We start from the raw sequence: 18,362 nt of genomic DNA, 5'->3' as shown, positions 1-18,362 counted from the left end.
GTCAATTCACGGGATCGCTGAAGCGCTCGGCGATGGACATGAACTCCTCCTCCACCGTCAGCATGGCGTCGACCACGTCGGGATCGAAATGCTCGCCGCTGCCCTGCCGTATCATCTCCATCGCCGTTTCATGCGTGAAGGCGGGTTTGTAGACGCGCTTGGAAATCAGCGCGTCGTAGACGTCTGCCACCGCCATCAGCCGCGCCGACATCGGAATGGCGTCGCCGGCCAGGCCTTGCGGGTAGCCGGAGCCGTCGTATTTCTCCTGGTGCGAATAGGTGATCTCGCGCGCGTAGCGCAGGAAGGTGTTGGTGTAGCCGAGGTGGTGCTCGACGTTGACGATGGCGTCGCGGCCGTAGACGGTGTGCAGCTTCATGACCGCGAACTCCTCGTCGGTGAGGCGATCCGGCTTGAGCAGGATCGCGTCCGGGATCGACACCTTGCCGATGTCGTGCAGCGGCGCCGCCTTGTACAGCGCCTTGATGTTGGCGTCGCTGAGCTCCTCGGCGAAGCGCTTGTGCGGCTGCAGCTGGCGCGCCAGCGCGACGATGTAGTGCTGCACGCGGCGCAGGTGGTTGGCGGTTTCGTATTCGCGCGTCTCGGCCAGCGAGGCCATGGCCCAGATCATCGCGTCCAGCATCTGGCTCAGTTCCAGCGTGACCTCTTCGACCACGTGCTCCAGCAGGTTGCGCTGCTGCTTGAGCAGCTCGCGCGCGTGGCGCAGCTGGAGGTGGGTGTCGACCCGCGCCCGCAGCACGCTCGCCAGCACCGGCTTGGCGACCACGTCGGCGCCGCAATGCTCGAAGGCGCGCGGTTCGTCGCGCTCGGTCTGCAGGAAGATCACCGGGATGTCGGCCGTGTCCGGGCTGGACTTGAGCTGCTGGCAGACGCTGTAGCCGTCGATGTCGGGCAGCGCGTCGTCGACCACCACCAGGTGCGGGCGCGGCACCTGCTGCATGATGTCCAGCGCGGCGCGGCCGCTGTTGGCCAGCTTGACCTCGTACTGATCCTGCAGCATCCCGTTCAACAAGATCAGGTTGTCCGCAGCCTCATCGACGATGAGGACGATGGCCTTTTTGACATTCATCTGCCGCTACTCCCGGGTTAGTTCCTACCGTCATCATAACCGAGCGGATTTGCCTGCCAAATATTTTTTCTGGTCCTTGCTTGCAATTATATAGTGCACTACCTATACTGGGAACATGGACACTAAAAACACCCCCGCCGTCTCGGGCGTGCCGCAGCTGGACGCCCAGTTGTGCTTCGCCCTGTATTCCACCTCACTGGCGATGAGCAAGCTGTACCGCAAGCTGCTGCGCGGCCTCGGCCTGACCTATTCCCAGTACCTGGTGATGATGGTGCTGTGGGAAAAAAACCAACTCACCGTGTCGGAAGTGGGCGAACGCCTGTTCCTCGACTCGGCCACGCTGACGCCGCTGCTGAAGCGCATGGAGGCGGCCGACCTGCTGACCCGCACCCGCGCCGCCAGCGACGAACGCCAGGTCATCATCACGCTGACGCCGCACGGCGACGCGCTGCGCCACGAAGCGGCCAAGCTGCCGCCTTCCATCCTGCAAGCGACCCAATGCACGCTGGACCAGGTGGTCGGCATGAAGCAGGATCTCGACCAATTGCGCGCCAGCCTGATGGCGTCGGCGGGTTGATGCGATGACGACTTCCGCCCCGATCTTCACCGAACCCGCCGCCACCGCCGCCGCGCTGCGCGGCCAGGGCTATGCCTTGCTGCGTCCGCAGGACGTGGCCGCATTGGCCGGCGTGCCGCTGGCCGACCTGAACGCGCTGATTCCCAGCTGGGATGCGCTGGAACTGGACAACTATCTGAAGGACGGAGGCCGCTACCGGCGCCGCCGCCACTCGTGCTTCGTCCAGGACGGCGCGCAGCTGACGCAGACCGCGCACCGCGCCCACTGGCAGCCGCTGGAATACAACGCGCTACACGGCGGCATGCATCGCCTGTTCGAACCGATGGCGGCCGAGACCGTCGCGCAGCCGGCGTGGCAATCGCTGGTGGCCTCGATCGGCCAGCTGTGCAGCCAGGCGCGCGGCGAGGTTGGCAATGGCGCCGCCACGCCGTGGTACGTCGAAGCGCACCAGTTCCGCATCGACACCACCGACGGCATCGGCCGCCCGACGCCGGAAGGCGCGCACCGCGACGGCGTCGACTTCGTCGCCGTGATCCTGATCGCGCGCGCGCAGATCAAGGGCGGAGAGACTCGCATCTTTGAAGCCGACGGCCCGAACGGCAAGCGCTTCACGATGACCGAGCCCTGGACCATGCTGCTGCTCGACGACGCGACTGTCATCCACGAATCCACGCCGATCCAACCGCTGGCGCAACACGGCCACCGCGACACGCTGGTGCTGACCTGGCGCGCGGGCGGTTTCCAAGGGCAGGAAAATTCCCTTTGACGGGCTAAATCCGATATAGTCCGTATAGCTAAAAACTACGCATCAGGAGGGTGGTCTTGGACACCAGCTACGAAATTCAGCCCGACGAAATTGAAATCCTCATCGTCGAAGACAGTCCCACCCAGGCCGAGCGACTGCGCCGCCTGATCCAATCGATGCGCTACGGCGCGCGCGTGGCCGCCAACGGCCGCCTGGCGCTGGAAGCGATCCGCGAACGCAAGCCGCACCTGGTGCTGTCCGATATCGTGATGCCGGAAATGGACGGCTACGCGCTGTGCCGCGCCATCAAGGCCGAGCCGTCGCTGCGCGACATTCCGGTGATCCTGGTGACCTCGCTGATGGACCCGAAGGACATCATCCGCGGCATCGAATGCGGCGCCGACAACTTCATCCGCAAGCCCTACGCCGAAGACTATCTGCTGAACCGCATCGGCCACATGCTGATGAACCAGAAGCTGCGCAAGAACCAGAACATGGAGATCGGCATCGCCCTGTACCTGGGCGAGCAAAAGCACTTCATCAACGCCGAACGCCAGCAAATCCTCGACCTGCTGATCTCGACCTACGAGCAGGCGGTGCAGGTGAATAGCGAACTGCAAGCGCGCGAACGCCAGGTGATCGAATTGAATATGCGGCTGGCGCACCACGCCGGCGAGCTGGAAACCATCAACCGCGAGATCGCGCTGAAGAACCTGGAGCTGGCCGAGGCGAGCCGCATGAAGTCGGCCTTCATCGCCAACATGTCGCACGAGTTGCGCACGCCGCTGAACGCCATCATCGGCTTCACCGGCGCGCTGCTGATGAAGCTCCCCGGCCCGCTGACCACGGAACAGGACAAGCAGCTCAACACCATCCGCACCAGCGCGCGCCACCTGCTCTCGCTGATCAACGACATCCTCGACGTGGCCAAGATCGAAGCGGGCAAGGTCACGCTGGAGCTGGAGACGGTGCAGTGCCAGGACGTGGTCAAGGACGTGGTCGAGACGCTGCGGCCGCTGGCGCAGCAAAAAGGCCTGAGCCTGGAAATGGAGCTGAGCGACGCGCCCATCGTACTGGAGACCGACCGCCGCGCGCTGACGCAGATCCTGATCAACCTGGCCAACAACGCCATCAAGTTCACCGAGACCGGCACGGTGCGCGTGACGTTGGCGCAACGTCCGGGCGAAGGCCAGAACATCATCGAATTCTCGGTGGCCGACAGCGGCGCCGGCATCCGCGAGGAAGACCAGGCCAAGCTGTTCCAGGCGTTCTCGCAGCTCGATTCGACCTCGACCCGCCACGCCGAAGGCGCCGGGCTGGGGCTGTACCTGTGCCAGAACCTCGCCAACCTGATCGGCGGCTCGCTGTTCTTCAAGAGCGACTTCGGTCACGGCAGCACCTTCACGCTGGCGCTGTCGCGGCACAGCTAATGTGCGGTGCAGCACATCCGCTTTAACTTTTTGCTACTGTAGCAGCTTGAACACCGTAGTTCTACGGTATTGCACCGCAACATAAATGAGGATATATTAGGAACTGTCTCCTCCAACCGTTCGCTGAACATTGGAATTCAAGCCCGCCCCCTTCGAGGTCGCGGGCTTTTTTTTCGTCTTTTTTTACATCGTTGCAATATTTGCAGCCAGCATACGTCTACCTGTGGGCAAGACCCTTCAGCAATAAACTAAACGACTGATTTAGTTATATCAATCGTTTGAATTATGTGATGTAATGCCCGAATGAACGCTAAACCTACCTCCACCGATGCCAGCCAGCCCGCCGACGACGCCCGCAAGCCGCGTTCCGACGGCGAGCAATCGCGTCTGCGCCTGCTTGCCGCCGCCATGCGCCTGTTCGGCGAACAGGGCTTCTCCAAAACCTCCACCCGCGAAATCGCGCAGGCGGCCAACGCCAACGTCGCGGCCATCAGCTACTACTTCGGCGACAAGGCCGGCCTGTACCAGGCTTGTTTTTCGTCGATCTGCGCGCCGGCCGAGTCCAACATCGCGCAATTCAGCCCGCCGCACTTCACGCTGCGCGAGGCGCTGCAAGGCTATTACGCGCAGCTGATGGCGCCGCTGCTGGCGGGTCAGGACGCGGAGGTGCTGATCAAGCTGTTCTACCGCGAGATGCTGGAGCCGACCGGCCTGTGGCAAAACGAGATCGACATCAACATCAAGCCGGAACACGCGGCGCTGGTGCAGGTGCTGTGCCGTCACCTCGGGTTGGCGCAGCCGGACGACGACGTGCACCGGCTGGCCTACGCCATCGTCGGCCTGGGCATCCAGATCCTGATCGGACGCGACGTCGTCAACCAGATCACGCCGCACATGCTGGCTTCTCCCGAGGCCATCGCGCAGTGGAGCGGTTACCTGGTCGATTTCGCCGAAGCGCTGGTCAACGCACAAAAACTCAAACTACAACAAAGGAAAGCATGAAGATTCCATTTCGCGCGGCGACCCTTGCCGTCGCCGTGGCCGCCGCGCTGAGCGCGTGCGCCACGCAGATGCCGCCGGCGCACGTGGCGGCGCAAGCGCCGCAGCAGTGGCAGGCGCCGTTGCCGCACAACGGCAGCCAGGCCGACCTGGCGCTGTGGTGGCGCCATCAATCCGACGCGCTGCTGGCGCAGCTGATCGATTCGGCGCAGGCGGTCAGTCCGACCGTGGCCAGCGCCGGCTCGCGCATCGCGCAGTCGCGCGCCGAACGGGTGGCGGCCGGCGCCGCGCTGGCGCCGTCGCTCGACGCGGCGGCCAGCGCCAACCGCTCCAACCAGCAATCGACGCTGCCGATGGGGACCACCTCGCAGCTCGCGCTCAACGCGTCGTGGGAGATCGATCTGTTCGGCGGCAACCGCGCCGCGCGCGACGCGGCCCAGGCACGGCTCGACAGCGCGCACGCCGGCTGGCATGACGCCCGCGTCTCGGTCGCGGCCGAAGTGGCCAACCAATACTACAGCCTGCGCGCCTGCGAGCAGTTGTTGGCGGTGGCCAAGCAGGACGCCGCCTCGCGCGCCGACACCGCGCGCCTGACGGAGCTCAGCGCCGGCGCCGGCTTCCAGTCGCCGGCCAGCCTGGCGCTGGCGCGCGCCAGCGCGGCCGACGGCAACAGCCGCTATATCCAGCAGCGCGCGGCCTGCGACGTCGACGTCAAGGCGCTGGTGGCGCTGACCGCGATCGCCGAGCCCGAACTGCGCGGCAAACTGGCCGCCAGCGACGCCGCCGCCGCCAACGCGCCGGCGCTGCCGATTCCCGCGCTGCCGGCGCAAACCCTGAGCCAGCGTCCCGACGTCTTCACCGCCGAACGCGAAGTGACGGCCGCCAGCTTCGACGTCGGCAGCGCGCGCGCGCAGCGCTATCCGCACCTGGCCTTGTCCGGCTCCGTCGGCGTGGCCAACTTCCGCTCCGGCGGCGAGAGCGTCAAGACCGACACCTGGACCATCGGCCCGGTCTCGATCTCGGTGCCGATCTTCGACGCCGGCAAGCGTCGCGCCAACGTCGATGCGGCCAGCGCGCGCTACGACGCCGCCGTCACCAGCTACCGCGCCACCGTGCGCCAGGCCGTCAGCGAAGTGGAACAGGCGCTGGTCAACCTGGACAGCACCGCCGAACGCGCCGGCGACGCGCAAACCGCACTGCAAGGCTACCGCGCCAACTTCACGGCGGTGGACGACCGCTACAAGAACGGACTGGCCAGCCTGTTCGAGCTGGAGGACGCGCGCCGCACCCGTCTCGCCGCCGAGCAGACCGTCATCAATTTGCAGCGCGAACGCAGCGCCGCGTGGGTGGCGCTGTACCGCGCCGCCGGCGGCGGCTGGACGGCGCCGACAGCAACGAACGACAACGCACCGGCTGTCGCCGGCACCAACTAAAAAGACCACGACATGAAAAACTTTAAACTCAAACCCGTCGCCCTGGCCCTGCTGGCCGTCTTCGTCGTCGGCGGCATCGGCATGGCCGTGTACTCGCCCGCCACGCAAGCGGCCGACGAGAAAAAAGCCGAAGCGCCGAAAGCCGCGCTGACCGTCACCACCACCCAGCCGGTGGCCGCCAGCCTGCCGATCAAGCTGGCCGCCAACGGCAACGTCGCGGCGTGGCAGGAGGCCAGCGTCAGCAGCGAATCGAACGGCCTGCGGCTGACCGAAGTGCGGGTCAACGTCGGCGACGTGGTCAAGGCCGGCGACGTGCTGGCCGTGTTCTCGGCCGATACCGTCAACGCCGACCTGGCGCAGGCCAAGGCCGCGTTGCAGGAAGCCGAAGCCAACGCCGCCGACGCCGCCGCCAACGCGGCGCGCGCGCGCACCTTGCAAAACTCCGGCGCGCTGAGCGCGCAGCAGATCAGCCAGTACAACACCGCCGAGCAGACCGCCAACGCCCGCATCGCTTCGGCCAAGGCCGCGCTGGCGACGCAGCAGCTGCGCCTCAAGTACACCCGGGTGGTGGCGCCGGACAGCGGCATCATCTCGGCGCGCAGCGCCACCGTCGGCGCGGTCTCCGCGCCCGGCACGGAGCTGTTCCGCATGATCCGCCAGGGCCGCCTCGAATGGCGCGCCGAAGTGGTGGCGCAGGATCTGCACAACCTCAAGCCCGGCACCAGCGCCATCGTCAAGGCCGCCAACGGCAGCGAGTTGACCGGCAAGGTGCGCATGATCGCGCCGACCGTCGACCTGCAGACCCGCTCCGCGCTGGTCTACGTCGATCTGCCGACCGCCGCCGGCGGCGGCAAGGACGCGCCGTTCAAGGCCGGCATGTTCGCCAGCGGCCAGTTCGAGCTGGGCACCTCGCAGGCGATGACCGTGCCGCAGCAGGCGATCGTGGTGCGCGACGGCTTCAGCTTCGTGTTCCGCCTCAACGCCGACCAGCATGTCAGCCAGATCAAGGTCACGCCCGGCCGCCGCCTCGGCGACCGCATCGAAGTGCTGGGCGGCCTGACCGCCAACACCCAGGTGGTGGTGCGCGGCGCCGGCTTCCTCAACGACGGCGACCTGGTGAACAAGGTCGCCGAGACCGCGACCGCAGCGGCAGCCGCAGCGCCGGCCCGCGCCAAGTAAGGAAACGCCATGAACTTTTCCTCCCTATCGATCAAGAATCCGATCCCGGCGATCATGCTGTTCGCCTTGCTGACGCTGGCCGGCTTCATGGCCTACAAGGCCAATCCGGTGCAGGACTTCCCGGACATCGAACTGCCGATCGTCACCATCACCGCCACCTTGGACGGCAGCGCCCCGGCGCAGCTGGAGACCGAGGTGTCGCGCAAGCTGGAAGACTCGGTGGCCACGCTGCAAGGCGTGAAGAACATCTACACCACGGTGCTGGACGGCGTCTCGACCACCACCGTCGAATTCATCCTGGAGAAGAACATCTCCGACGCGGTCAACGACGTGCGCGACGCGGTGGCCCGGGTCAAGGCCGACCTGCCGGCCGAGCTGCGCGACCCGACCGTGACCAAGGCCTCGACCGCCGGCCGCGTGATCCTGACCTTCACCGCCGCCGCCGCGAAAACCAACGGCGAGCCGATGGACAACCAGGAACTGAGCTGGTTCGTCGACAACACCGTCGCCAAGCGGCTGCTGGCGGTGCCCGGCGTCGGCGCGGTCAAGCGCGTCGGCGGTGTGTATCGCGAGATCCGCGTCGAACTGGACGACGCCCGCATGGCGGCGCTGCGCGTCTCCGCGCTGGACGTCTCGCGCCAGCTGCGGCTGGTGCAAAAGGAAGCGCCGGGTGGACGCGGCGACGTCAGCGGCGCCGAGCAATCGGTGCGCACCATCGGCACCGTGCACACGGCGGCCGAACTGGCGGCGATGGACCTGCCGCTGACCGACGGACGCCGCGTGCGTCTCGACCAGGTGGCCACCGTCTCCGACACCGTTTCCGAACCGCGCGCGGTCGCGCTCCAGGACGGCAAGCCGGTGATCGGCTTTGAAATCTTCCGCACCAAGGGCGCCAGCGAAGTGGCGGTCGCCAAGGGCGCCCGCGCCGCCATCGAGGAACTGCAACAGGCCAACCAGAAAGTGGTGCTGGCCCAGGTCATCGACAACGCCTTCCCGGTCGAGGAAAACTTCACCGGCTCGATGGAGCTGCTGTACGAAGGCGCCGCGCTGGCGGTGCTGGTGGTGTTCTGGTTCCTGCGCGACTGGCGCGCCACGCTGGTCGCCGCCGCCGCGCTGCCGCTGTCGGTGATGCCGGCCTTCCTCGGCCTGTACCTGTTCGGCTACACGCTCAACACCGTCACGCTGCTGTCGCTGGCCCTGGTGGTCGGGGTGCTGGTGGACGATGCCATCGTCGAAATCGAAAACATCGAGCGCCACCTGCGCATGGGTAAAACTCCGATGGAGGCGGCGATGGAAGCGGCCGACGAAATCGGCATGGCGGTGATCGCCACCACCTTCGCGCTGGTCGCGGTGTTCCTGCCGACCGCCTTCATGGGCGGCGTGCCCGGCCTGTTCTTCAAGCAGTTCGGCTGGACCGCCGTGATCGCGGTGCTGGCGTCGCTGGTGGTGGCCCGTCTGCTGACGCCGATGATGGCCGCCTACATCCTCAAGCCGGCCGTGCACCGCGAAGAAAAAGACGGCGTGATCATGACCCGCTACATCGCGCTGATGCGCTGGTGCCTGACGCACCGCTGGATCACCGCCGGCGCCGCCGCCGTGTTCTTCGTCTGCTCGATCATGCTGGTGGGCCTGCTGCCGACCGGCTTCGTGCCGGCGGCGGACCGCTCGCAAACCCAGATCAACCTGGAACTGCCGCCCGGCTCGACGCTGGCCGAAACCAGCGTGGTCGCCGAGCGCGCGCGCCAGGCCGCGATGCAGGTCAAAGGCATCAAGGCGGTGTTCAGCTCCATCGGCGGCGGCTCCAGCGGCGACGCCTTCGCGCCCGGCGCGGCGGCCGAAGCGCGCAGCGCGGTGCTGACCCTGACCACGGTGCACCGCACCGACCGCAAGGAGTCGATGGCCGATATCGAAGCCGACATTCGCCACAAGCTGGACGCGATTCCCGGCGCCCGCTTCAAGGTCGGCCCCGCCGACAACGGCGTCAAGATGCAGCTGGTGCTGCGCTCCGAAGATCCGGTGGCGCTGAAGGAAACCGCGCAAAAGGTCGAGCGCGAAATGCGTACGCTCAAGGGCGTCGGCAACGTGCGCTCCAGCGCCTCGCTGGTGCGGCCGGAGATCATCGTCACGCCGGACTTCGCCAAGGCGGCCGACCTGGGCGTCACCGCCTCGGCGATCGGCCAGACCGTGCGCGTCGCCACCGCCGGCGACTACGACACCGACCTGACCAAGATGAACCTGCCGGAACGCCAGGTGCCGATCCGCGTCAAGCTGCCGGACGCGGTGCGCGCCGACCTGGAGGCCATCGGCCGCCTGACGGTGCCGGGCAAGAACGGCCCGGTGCTGCTGGCGACGGTCGCCACCATCACCATGGAAAGCGGCCCGGCGCAGATCAATCGCCTGAACCGCAGCCGCAACGTCACGCTGGAAGTCGAATTGGGCAAGCGCGCGCTGGGTGAGGTCAACGACGAAGCGCGCGCGCTGCCGACGATGAAGAACCTGCCGGCGTCGGTGAAGATCGCGGAACTGGGCGACACCCAGGAGATGGCGTCGCTGTTCGCCAGCTTCGGCATCGCCATGCTGATCGGCGTGTTGTGCATCTACTGCGTGCTGGTGCTGCTGTTCAAGGACTTCATGCAGCCGGTGACGATTCTGGCGGCGCTGCCGCTGTCGATGGGCGGCGCCTTCGTGGCGCTGCTGGTGACCGGCCAGGCGCTGTCGATGCCGTCGATGATCGGTCTGATCATGCTGATGGGGATCGTCACCAAGAACTCGATCCTGCTGGTCGATTATGCTATTCTGGCGCGCCAGCAGGGCATGGGCCGCTTCGAGGCGCTGGTCGACGCCTGCCACAAGCGTAGCCGTCCGATCCTGATGACCACCATCGCCATGGGCGCCGGCATGATGCCGCTGGCGCTGGGCTGGGGCGCCGACCCGAGCTTCCGTTCGCCGATGGCGATCGCCGTGATCGGCGGCCTGATCACCTCGACGCTTCTGAGCTTGTTAGTGATCCCGCCGGTGTTCACGCTGATCGACGACCTGGAACACCTGCCGGCGCGCCTGCTGCGCAAGCTGCGCCGCCAGCCGCCGGCCAAATCTGACGATCAAGGAGAACCGCATGAATTACGAAATAAAAGAACTGCCTGAAGTGCGCGTCGCCTACCTGCGCTACAAGGGCCCGTTCGGCCCGGCCGTGGGCGAGTTCTGGAAGGAAGTGTTCACGCCGTGGCAGAAGTCCAGGAACCTGCTGGGCAAGACCACCTACGGCGTGGCGCAGGACGACCCGAGCGTGACGCCGGCCAGCGAATGCCGATACGACGCCTGCGTCGAAGTGTCGGCCGAGTACCCGATCGTCGCGCCGGCCAAGGAAGCGACGATCGCGGCGGGCCGCTACGCGGTGGCCAAGTTCCGCGGCACCGGCAACCAGGTGCCGGGCGCCTGGGGCCTGTTCTTCGCCAAGATCCAGGAGGCCGGCATCTTCCGTCCGGCGCTGTGCTACGAGCGCTATCCGGCCGACTACGCGATGGATCCGGAGACCGGCGTGTTCGAAGCGGAGCTCTGCATCCCGGTCAACTAGGGCGCGGTCCATCCACCGCCCATGGCGCGGTACAGATCCACCGACGCGACCAGGATGCGCGTCTTCAGTTGCAGGCGCCCGACGTCGGCGTTGTATAACGTGCGTTGGGCGTCCAGCTCCTCCAGATACGAGGCGTAGCCATTGCGGTAGCGGTTGTGCGCGATGCGCAGCGTCTCGGCCGCCGTGGCGCGGCGCGCGTCGTTCTGCACCGCCTGTTCCTTCAAGCGGAAGATCGCGCCGATGCCGTTGTCGGTCTCGGAGAACGCCGTGCGCACCGCGCTCTCGTAGGCGAAGATGATCTGGTCGCGCTGCGCCGCCACCGCGTCGGTCTGCGCCTGCACCCGGCCGCCTTCGTAGACCGGCGCGGTCACCGCCGCCGTCAGCCGCCATAACGCCGTCGGCGCGTTCAGGAAGTCATGCAGCTTCAGATTCTGTATGCCACCCACCGCCGTCAGTTTGAATGACGGCAGCAGTTGGTCGCGCGTGGCCCGCAGGTTGGCGTCGACCGCCACCAGGTTCAATTCCGCGCGCGCGATGTCGGGCCGGCGCCGCAACAGCTCCGACGGCAGATCGGCCGGCACCGGCGGCGGATCCAGTTGCGCCAGTTCGGCGCCGCGCGCGACCGGGCCCGGATTGCCGCCGGTGAGGATGGACAGCGCGTTCTCCTGCTCGAAGATCGAGCGCTTCAACTGCGGCACCTGCTCGGCCGTGGTCTGGTATTCGGCCTGCGCCTGCAACCACTCCAGCCGCGAGCTGTAGCCGACGTCGAACTGTTTCTTCGCCAGGTCGCGCGATTCTTCGCGCAGCTTGAGCGTGGCTTCAGTCAGCTCCAGTTGCGCGTCCAGGCCGCGCAGGTTCAGATAGCCCGAGGCCACCGTGGCGGCGATCGACAAGGCCACCGCGTCGGCGTTGGCGCGTTCCGCCTGATAAGTGGCGACGGCGGCGTCGGTCGCCGCCGCCAGCCGGCCCCAGACGTCGATCTCGTAGCTGGCCTGGAATTCGGCCTGATAGACATTGGTCACGTACGGCACGCCGTTGTAGGCCAGTTGCCGCGTGCGGGTCGGGGCGCTGTCGACGAACACGTTGGGCTTTTGCGCCGCCGCCGTGGCGTCGATCTGCGCGCGGTATTGGGCGACGCGGGCGCGGGCGATGCGCAGGTCTCCGTTGTGTTCCAATGCCTTGGCCACCAGCGCCGTCAGGGCGGGATCGCCGAAGGTGGTCCACCATTCTTTTTCCACCGTCCCGCCGTGTGGGCCGGTGGCGGTGCGCCAGGCGGACGGCGTCTGCACCGTCGATGCGGGCGGCGGCGCCACCGTCGCGGCGCATCCGGCCAGCGCCAGCGCCGCCGCGAGGCGCGTCAACACCGTCCGGCATGTCATGGCTTGGCTCCGGACGCCGTGGCCGGCGTGGCAGGCGCGCGGCCGCCGTCGTCCAGCACCGACGAGGTGTCGATGCTGACGATCACCGACATCCCCGGCGCCAGCCGCCGCGCCTTGGCCTGGCCCGGATCGATGCGGATCCGCACCGGAATGCGCTGCGCGATCTTGACGTAGTTGCCGGTCGCGTTATCGGCCGGCAGCACGCTGAACTCGGACCCGGTGGCCGGCGAGATCCGCTCCACCTGCCCGGTCAGCGTCGCGCCGTCCAGCGCGTCGACCCTGAAGGTGGCGCTCTGCCCCACCTGCACATTGTTCATCTGCGTCTCCTTGAGATTGGCGATCACCCACAACTGCTTCGGCACCAATCCCATCAACTGCGCCCCGGTGTTGACGTAAGCGCCCTTGCGCACCGTGACCTGTCCCAACTGACCATCCTCCGGCGCGGTGATGCGCGTGTTGTCCAGGTCCACCTTGGCCGCCTTCAGCGCCGCCTCGGCGTTCGCCACCGCCGCCTCCAGCGACAGCTTGTTGACCGTCACCGACTGCACCTGCTGCTTCGCGATATCCAGACTGGCGCGCGCCTGCTGCACCGCCGCCGCCGTCTGCGCCAGCGCCGCCTTCGACGAATCCTGCTCGCGCAAGGACAGCGAGCCATCCGCCGCCAGCGAATCGACGCGCCGCAGATCCGCCTGCGACCGGGCCGACTGCGCCTGCGCGTTGGCCAGCGCGGCCTGATTCAACAGCACCCCCGCCGCCGCCGTGCCGCGCGCCTGCGCCCAGTTCTCCAGCGCCGCCTTCTGCGACGCCAATTGCGCCTGCGCCTGTTCGTAGCGCTGCTGGTAGATGCGGTCGTCGATCAGCGCCAGCAACTCGCCCTTTTGCACCAGCTGGAAATCCTGCACCTTGACGTCCACCACATAACCCGGCAGCTGCGTGCCGATCAGCGTCACCTGACCGCGCACCAGCGCGTTCTCGGTCGAGACGATGGCGCTGCTGAACGGCGGCAGCCGCCACGCATACAGCACGATCAGCACACCGACCAGCGCCACCGCCGAAAACGTGATCGCCGAAATGATCTGCGCCCGCCGGTCCGGCGCCGGCGCGCTGGGCGCGGACGCCGCCACGGCAGCCGCCGCGGCTGCGGCGGCCACCGCCGCCACACGGTTATCGGAGTTGGTCTTGTCGTCGGGAGTATTGGTAGACATGTGGGTCAGCGCGATCCGGAATTGTTGAGGGAGACATTGGCCATACCGGTCTGCGCGTTGTGCGCGGGCTTGGGCTGGCAGGTGACGCAGATCGACCACAGGTGACGCGCCAGCAGCCACGCCAGCGTCAGCAGCGCCACCAGGGTAATCATCAGGAACACATCGTTGTAGGCGAGGATGTTGGCTTCGCGCGTGGCGGCCGCCGCCAGATTCCCCAAGCCGCCGGACTGGATGCGCGCCGCCACCTGCGGATTGAGCGTGGTCAGGTTGTCGACCAGGATGCTGGAATGGTACTTCTCGCGCGCCACCTGGAAGGTGCCCACCAGCGCCGTGCCGAGCAGGCTGCCCAGCGTCTGCGTGATGCTGAACATGACCGAGAAGCTGACCAGGTTATTCGGCGCCGCGATCACCGCGCCGAAGCCCGACACGAACGTCGGCCCGATGAAGAAGGCGCCGCCGAAGCCGAGCAGGAACTGGCTGAGGTACAAGTCGGCGGGCCGCGTCAGGTTGGTCGAATCCGAATCCAGATAGGCGCCCAGCGCCATCACCGCCAGCGAGAACATCAGCTGCGCCGGGATGCGCGCCGGCGTGATCGTCAGCGCGCTGACCGTCATGCCGGCCACGGCGCCGACCATCACCACCCACCACAACACCATCATCTGGTCGTTCTGCAGGCCGAGCGCCTGCAGGAAGCCCACGGTACCGCTGGCCTCCGACTGCACCACGCGGATCAGCAGCACCGACATCGCCAGCCGCGCGATGTTGGCGTTGGTGAGCCAGCGCGTGTTGAGCAGCGGCCGCGCGCGGTTGTGCTCGACCAGCAGCGCGGCGGTGATCAGCACGATCGCCCCCGCCAGGCTGTAGCCGAGCCAGCGCGATTCCAGCCACCACACGGTGCGGCCCAGCGCCAGCACCGCCGACAGCAGCGCCACGCCCGGCGCGAACAGCGCGAAGGTGAGGAAGTCCATTTTCTCGAAGGCCTTGATGCGGTCGCCCGGCGGCAGCTTGAGCCACAGCACGCAGGCCAGCGACAGCAGCGCCAGCCCCAGCTCGAAAAAGTACAGGCCGCGCCATTCGCCGAACTCCATCAGCTCCGACGAAAACAGCCGCGCCATCGGGATCGCCAGCTGCGAGAAGCCGATGCCGAACACCACCGCCTTGAGCCGGTGCGGCGCCGGAAACGCTTGCAGCACGTAGTACAGTCCCAGCGTGGTCAGCGCCGCGCCGCTCATGCCGTGCGCGGCGCGCACCGCGATCGCCGACGCCAGGCCGTGCACGAACAGGTGAGCCACGGTGGCGATCGCGTACAGCACCAGGAACAATTCGGTGAACAAGCGCAGCCCGTACTGCTGGCGGAACTTGACCAGCAGCAGGTTCATCGAGACGTTGGCCATCACGTAGGCGGCCGGCAGCCACTGGATCTCGGCCGAATACACGCCGAGCGATCCTTGCAGGTACGGCAGGTTGACCGACACCAGCGCGTTGCCCAGGCCACCGGTGATGGCGACGATGAAGCCGACCACCAGGAAGGCCATGCGCTTTTCGAAGGTGTGAATGGGGCTGGACGGAGAGCCCGGCAACAGCGGGCGCTCGTGCGGCTGCCAAACCTGTGGGGCATACACGTCCATCTTCAACCAGTCCCGTAAAAAAATGGTATACCGAGCATACCACTCCGCAAGGCGGATTTGAACACTTTAGGGCTGGCCAAAAGGACAGGGGCGGCGTGGCGCCGCCCCCGGGTATTACAGCGCCACGCCGTCGGTCTCGCGCTTGAAGTCGCGATGGCCGGCCAGCGCCGCCTTGAACTGCTCCAGCGCCGCATCGACCGCGCCGGCGTCCACCATCCACAGCGCCGCGTCGGCCGTGCCGTCCTCCAGATCGCCGGTCAGGCCGACCTTGAGCAACAGCTCCTTGCCCGAACCGATGGCCAGGATAGGCTTGCAGTGCAAGTGCTGCTGGCGGATGAAGTCGAGCGCGCCGGCGTCGCGCGACAGCATCGCCGCGCTGGTGTCGCCGTCGGCCACGATCACCGCGTCATACAGCACCGGCGGGCCGGCTTCGATCGAGATCTCGATGTCGATCCGGCTGCCGTCGGCCGCCGCCAGCTGGCCCAGTTGCGGCGCCACCACGCGCGGCACCGCGCCGGCCGCCAGCAGGTCGGCGTACACCGCCTTCAGGCTGACCGCGTCGACGCCGTGTCCGGCCAGGATCGCCACCTTGCGCGTCTGGATGCCGACGCTGCCCGGCCGCGACAGCAGCGACAAGGCGGGCGACGGCTCGTAATGCGGCGCCGGGTCGTCGGTCGCCAGCGGCATCGCCGGCGGCACGGCGAAGCCCAGGCCGTCGGCCACGCCTTCGGCCAGGATCGGATCGACATTGGCCAGCATCGACACCAGGCGCTGGCGCACGGCCTGCGTCTGCACCCGGCTCAATTCGAAGCGGAAGGCGTTGACGATGTGGGTCTGCTCGGCCGGGGTCTGGCTGATCCAGAACAGGCGCGCCTGCGCATAGTGTTCGGCGAACAGTTCAGGCTTGCCGCGCACCTTGTCTTCCGGTGGCTGCGGCGAACGACTGGCCGCCGTGGTGAAGCCCGCCATGCCGGCCTGGAACGGACAGCCGCCACCCAGCGAATTCGGCTCGTACGCCACGCGGCCGCGCGGAATCGACTGGCGGTGCATGCCGTCGCGCTGGTTGTTGTGCACCGGCGCGATCGGCGCGTTGATCGGGATCTCGTGGAAATTTACCCCGCCCAGGCGGCTGATCTGCGTATCCAGATACGAGTGGATGCGCCCTTGCAGCAGCGGATCGTTGCTGAAGTCGATGCCCGGCACGATGTGCGCGGTGCAGAAGGCCACCTGCTCGGTCTCGGCGAAGAAGTTGTCCGGGTTGCGGTTCAAGGTCATCTTGCCGACCACGCGCAGCGGCACCAGCTCTTCGGGAATCAGCTTGGTCGCATCCAGCACGTCGAATGGGAATTCCTCAGCCTGTTCCTCGGTGAAGATCTGCAGCGCCAGTTCCCATTCCGGATAGGCGCCGGCCTCGATGGCTTCCCACAAATCGCGGCGGTGGAAGTCGGCGTCGGCGCCGGTGATCTTGGCCGCCTCGTCCCAGACCAGCGAGTGCGTGCCGCCCACCGGATTCCAGTGGAATTTGCAGAACACCGCGACGCCTTCGGCGTTCACCAGGCGGAAGGTGTGCACGCCGAAGCCCTGCATGGTGCGGTAGCTGCGCGGGATGGCGCGGTCCGACATCTGCCACATCAGCATGTGGGTCGATTCCGGCATCAGCGAGGCGAAGTCCCAAAAGGTGTCGTGCGCGCTGGACGCCTGCGGGATGGCGTTGTTCGGCTCCGGCTTGACGGCGTGGACCAGGTCGGGGAATTTCATCGCGTCCTGGATGAAGAACACCGGGATGTTGTTGCCGACCAGATCCCAGTTGCCTTCGTCGGTGTAGAACTTGACGGCGAAGCCGCGCACATCGCGCACGGTGTCGGCCGAACCGCGCTCGCCGGCCACGGTCGAGAAGCGCACGAACACCGGAGTGCGCTTGCCGGCCGCCGCGAACGGCGCGGCGCGGGTGAGGTCGCTGAGGTCGTCGTAGCTTTCGAAGTAGCCGTGCGCCGCCGAGCCGCGCGCGTGCACCACGCGTTCCGGGATGCGTTCGTGGTCGAAGTGGGTGATCTTTTCGCGCAGGATGAAGTCTTCAAGCGCGGTCGGGCCGCGCAGGCCGACCTTCAGCGAGTTCTGGTTGTCGGCGACCGGCACGCCCTGGTTGGTGGTCAGGCGCTGGCCGCCGCCGTCGGCGCGGACGCGGTCCAGGTCACCGGCCGGGCACACGCCCACCGGCGGCACGCCGGCGCCGACCTTCGGCGAGGCGACGGTTTCGGCGGCGGTGCTGGCGGTGGCCGACGGATGCGGCACCGGACAGGTCTGCCCCGGCTGCGGCGTGCGCGCGGCGTCGCCATGCTCGCCGGCCTTGTTGGCGTTGTACGACATGCCCTTGGCCAGCGCCTGGCCCGAGGCGACTTTGTCCAACAGCGCCTGGCGCGGCGGCGTGTCCTGTCCCAGGCTGTTCGGTGGCGGCGCGGTGGATGGTCCGGCCACGGTGCTCAATACGGAACCGGCCCCCATGATGGAGGCCGGCGTTTTCTTAGAAGAGGTCATATAGTTTCCTTGGGTCGAACGGCGCCCGCGCCGAAGCGCCGCCGTTCGCAGCACTGCCGGTCGGGCTGGCGGGTGTTTTATTTCGTGCTGCGCGAGCTCAGCAGCTTCGACAGGCCATAGCCTGCGGCGGCTGCGATCAGCACCGAGATGGCTGGGCTGGCGCGGACATGGCTACGGCCCGATTCGGCCAGCTTGGTGTAGCTTTCGGCCACTTGCTTGCTGCGTGCGGCCAGGCGGTCCGAGGTGCTTTCCACCGTGTCGGCGACTTTGTCGACGCCGGTGTGGGCGGCGGCGGCGGCGCGGTCGGTTGCCGGTGGGATCTTATCGGCGACTTTGTCGATGGTGGCGTGCGCATCCGAGCGCAGGTCTTTGCCGATTTGGGTGACGCCGTCGCGGGTGGCGTTGATTTTGCTGTCGATATTGTTTTCCATGATGGTTCCTCTCGTAAGTTTGTAAGAACTGCAAGTACTACGATAGGCCCATCAACCATGCTTGACCGTGCGGGACCTAACAAAGAACCACTATGTGAATTGACACACGGACAGACCAGCGATTCAGGAGGATGCTGGGAGTCATCAAATTACTGTTCAG

General features: G+C 67.0%; 14 protein-coding genes. 8 read left to right on the top strand and 6 right to left on the bottom strand.

The window, feature by feature from the left end; genetic code table 11:
* Position 1 precedes the first annotated feature (1 nt).
* Positions 2–1,087, bottom strand: coding sequence for an HD-GYP domain-containing protein (locus GW587_RS29615; protein ID WP_166108502.1), 1,086 nt, complete (start codon positions 1,085–1,087; stop codon positions 2–4).
* A gap of 115 nt (positions 1,088–1,202) precedes the next feature.
* Between GW587_RS29615 and GW587_RS29610 the strand changes: the two genes are divergently transcribed.
* From GW587_RS29610 to GW587_RS29575, 8 genes are all read left to right on the top strand, one after another.
* Positions 1,203–1,664 (top strand): MarR family winged helix-turn-helix transcriptional regulator, encoded by a 462-nt coding sequence (locus GW587_RS29610; RefSeq protein WP_166108501.1) that lies wholly within the window; start codon positions 1,203–1,205, stop codon positions 1,662–1,664.
* Positions 1,665–1,668: 4 nt separating this feature from the next.
* Positions 1,669–2,430, top strand: coding sequence for a 2OG-Fe dioxygenase family protein (locus GW587_RS29605; RefSeq protein WP_166108500.1), 762 nt, complete (start codon positions 1,669–1,671; stop codon positions 2,428–2,430).
* A gap of 56 nt (positions 2,431–2,486) precedes the next feature.
* Positions 2,487–3,839: a hybrid sensor histidine kinase/response regulator gene (locus GW587_RS29600; RefSeq protein WP_166108499.1), complete on the top strand. Its 1,353-nt coding sequence runs from the start codon at positions 2,487–2,489 to the stop codon at positions 3,837–3,839.
* 303 nt (positions 3,840–4,142) lie between these two features.
* Positions 4,143–4,841 carry a CerR family C-terminal domain-containing protein gene (locus GW587_RS29595; RefSeq protein ID WP_166108498.1) on the top strand — a complete coding sequence of 233 codons (699 nt, stop codon included), beginning with the start codon at positions 4,143–4,145 and terminating at the stop codon, positions 4,839–4,841.
* Positions 4,838–6,271 carry an efflux transporter outer membrane subunit gene (locus GW587_RS29590; RefSeq protein ID WP_166108497.1) on the top strand — a complete coding sequence of 478 codons (1,434 nt, stop codon included), beginning with the start codon at positions 4,838–4,840 and terminating at the stop codon, positions 6,269–6,271. The genes GW587_RS29595 and GW587_RS29590 overlap by 4 nt, the downstream gene beginning before the upstream one ends.
* Before the next feature lie 12 nt (positions 6,272–6,283).
* Positions 6,284–7,450 carry an efflux RND transporter periplasmic adaptor subunit gene (locus tag GW587_RS29585; RefSeq protein ID WP_166108496.1) on the top strand — a complete coding sequence of 389 codons (1,167 nt, stop codon included), beginning with the start codon at positions 6,284–6,286 and terminating at the stop codon, positions 7,448–7,450.
* 9 nt (positions 7,451–7,459) lie between these two features.
* Entirely contained in the window at positions 7,460–10,594 is a 3,135-nt protein-coding gene (locus GW587_RS29580; protein ID WP_166108495.1) for an efflux RND transporter permease subunit, read from the top strand.
* Positions 10,566–11,024: an AraC family transcriptional regulator gene (locus GW587_RS29575; protein WP_166108494.1), complete on the top strand. Its 459-nt coding sequence runs from the start codon at positions 10,566–10,568 to the stop codon at positions 11,022–11,024. The genes GW587_RS29580 and GW587_RS29575 overlap by 29 nt, the downstream gene beginning before the upstream one ends.
* Here the strand turns inward: GW587_RS29575 and GW587_RS29570 are convergent.
* The 5 genes from GW587_RS29570 to GW587_RS29550 form a co-directional block, all read right to left on the bottom strand.
* Positions 11,021–12,403, bottom strand: a complete 1,383-nt coding sequence (locus GW587_RS29570; protein ID WP_166108493.1) for an efflux transporter outer membrane subunit — start codon at positions 12,401–12,403, stop codon at positions 11,021–11,023. The genes GW587_RS29575 and GW587_RS29570 overlap by 4 nt on opposite strands.
* Positions 12,400–13,608 (bottom strand): HlyD family secretion protein, encoded by a 1,209-nt coding sequence (locus tag GW587_RS29565; protein WP_166108492.1) that lies wholly within the window; start codon positions 13,606–13,608, stop codon positions 12,400–12,402. The genes GW587_RS29570 and GW587_RS29565 overlap by 4 nt, the downstream gene beginning before the upstream one ends.
* Positions 13,609–13,613: 5 nt before the next feature.
* The gene (locus tag GW587_RS29560) at positions 13,614–15,143 is read right to left on the bottom strand and encodes an MFS transporter (RefSeq protein ID WP_229259720.1); all 1,530 of its coding nucleotides are present in this window, start codon (positions 15,141–15,143) and stop codon (positions 13,614–13,616) included.
* Between the two features lie 207 nt (positions 15,144–15,350).
* Positions 15,351–17,771 carry a catalase gene (locus tag GW587_RS29555; protein ID WP_166108490.1) on the bottom strand — a complete coding sequence of 807 codons (2,421 nt, stop codon included), beginning with the start codon at positions 17,769–17,771 and terminating at the stop codon, positions 15,351–15,353.
* 77 nt (positions 17,772–17,848) lie between these two features.
* Positions 17,849–18,202 carry a hypothetical protein gene (locus GW587_RS29550; RefSeq protein WP_166108489.1) on the bottom strand — a complete coding sequence of 118 codons (354 nt, stop codon included), beginning with the start codon at positions 18,200–18,202 and terminating at the stop codon, positions 17,849–17,851.
* Positions 18,203–18,362 lie beyond the last annotated feature (160 nt).

Source organism: Duganella aceris (assembly GCF_011090165.1).
GTDB lineage: Bacteria > Pseudomonadota > Gammaproteobacteria > Burkholderiales > Burkholderiaceae_D > Rugamonas > Rugamonas aceris.
This window is presented reverse-complemented; position numbering and strand designations above follow the sequence as displayed.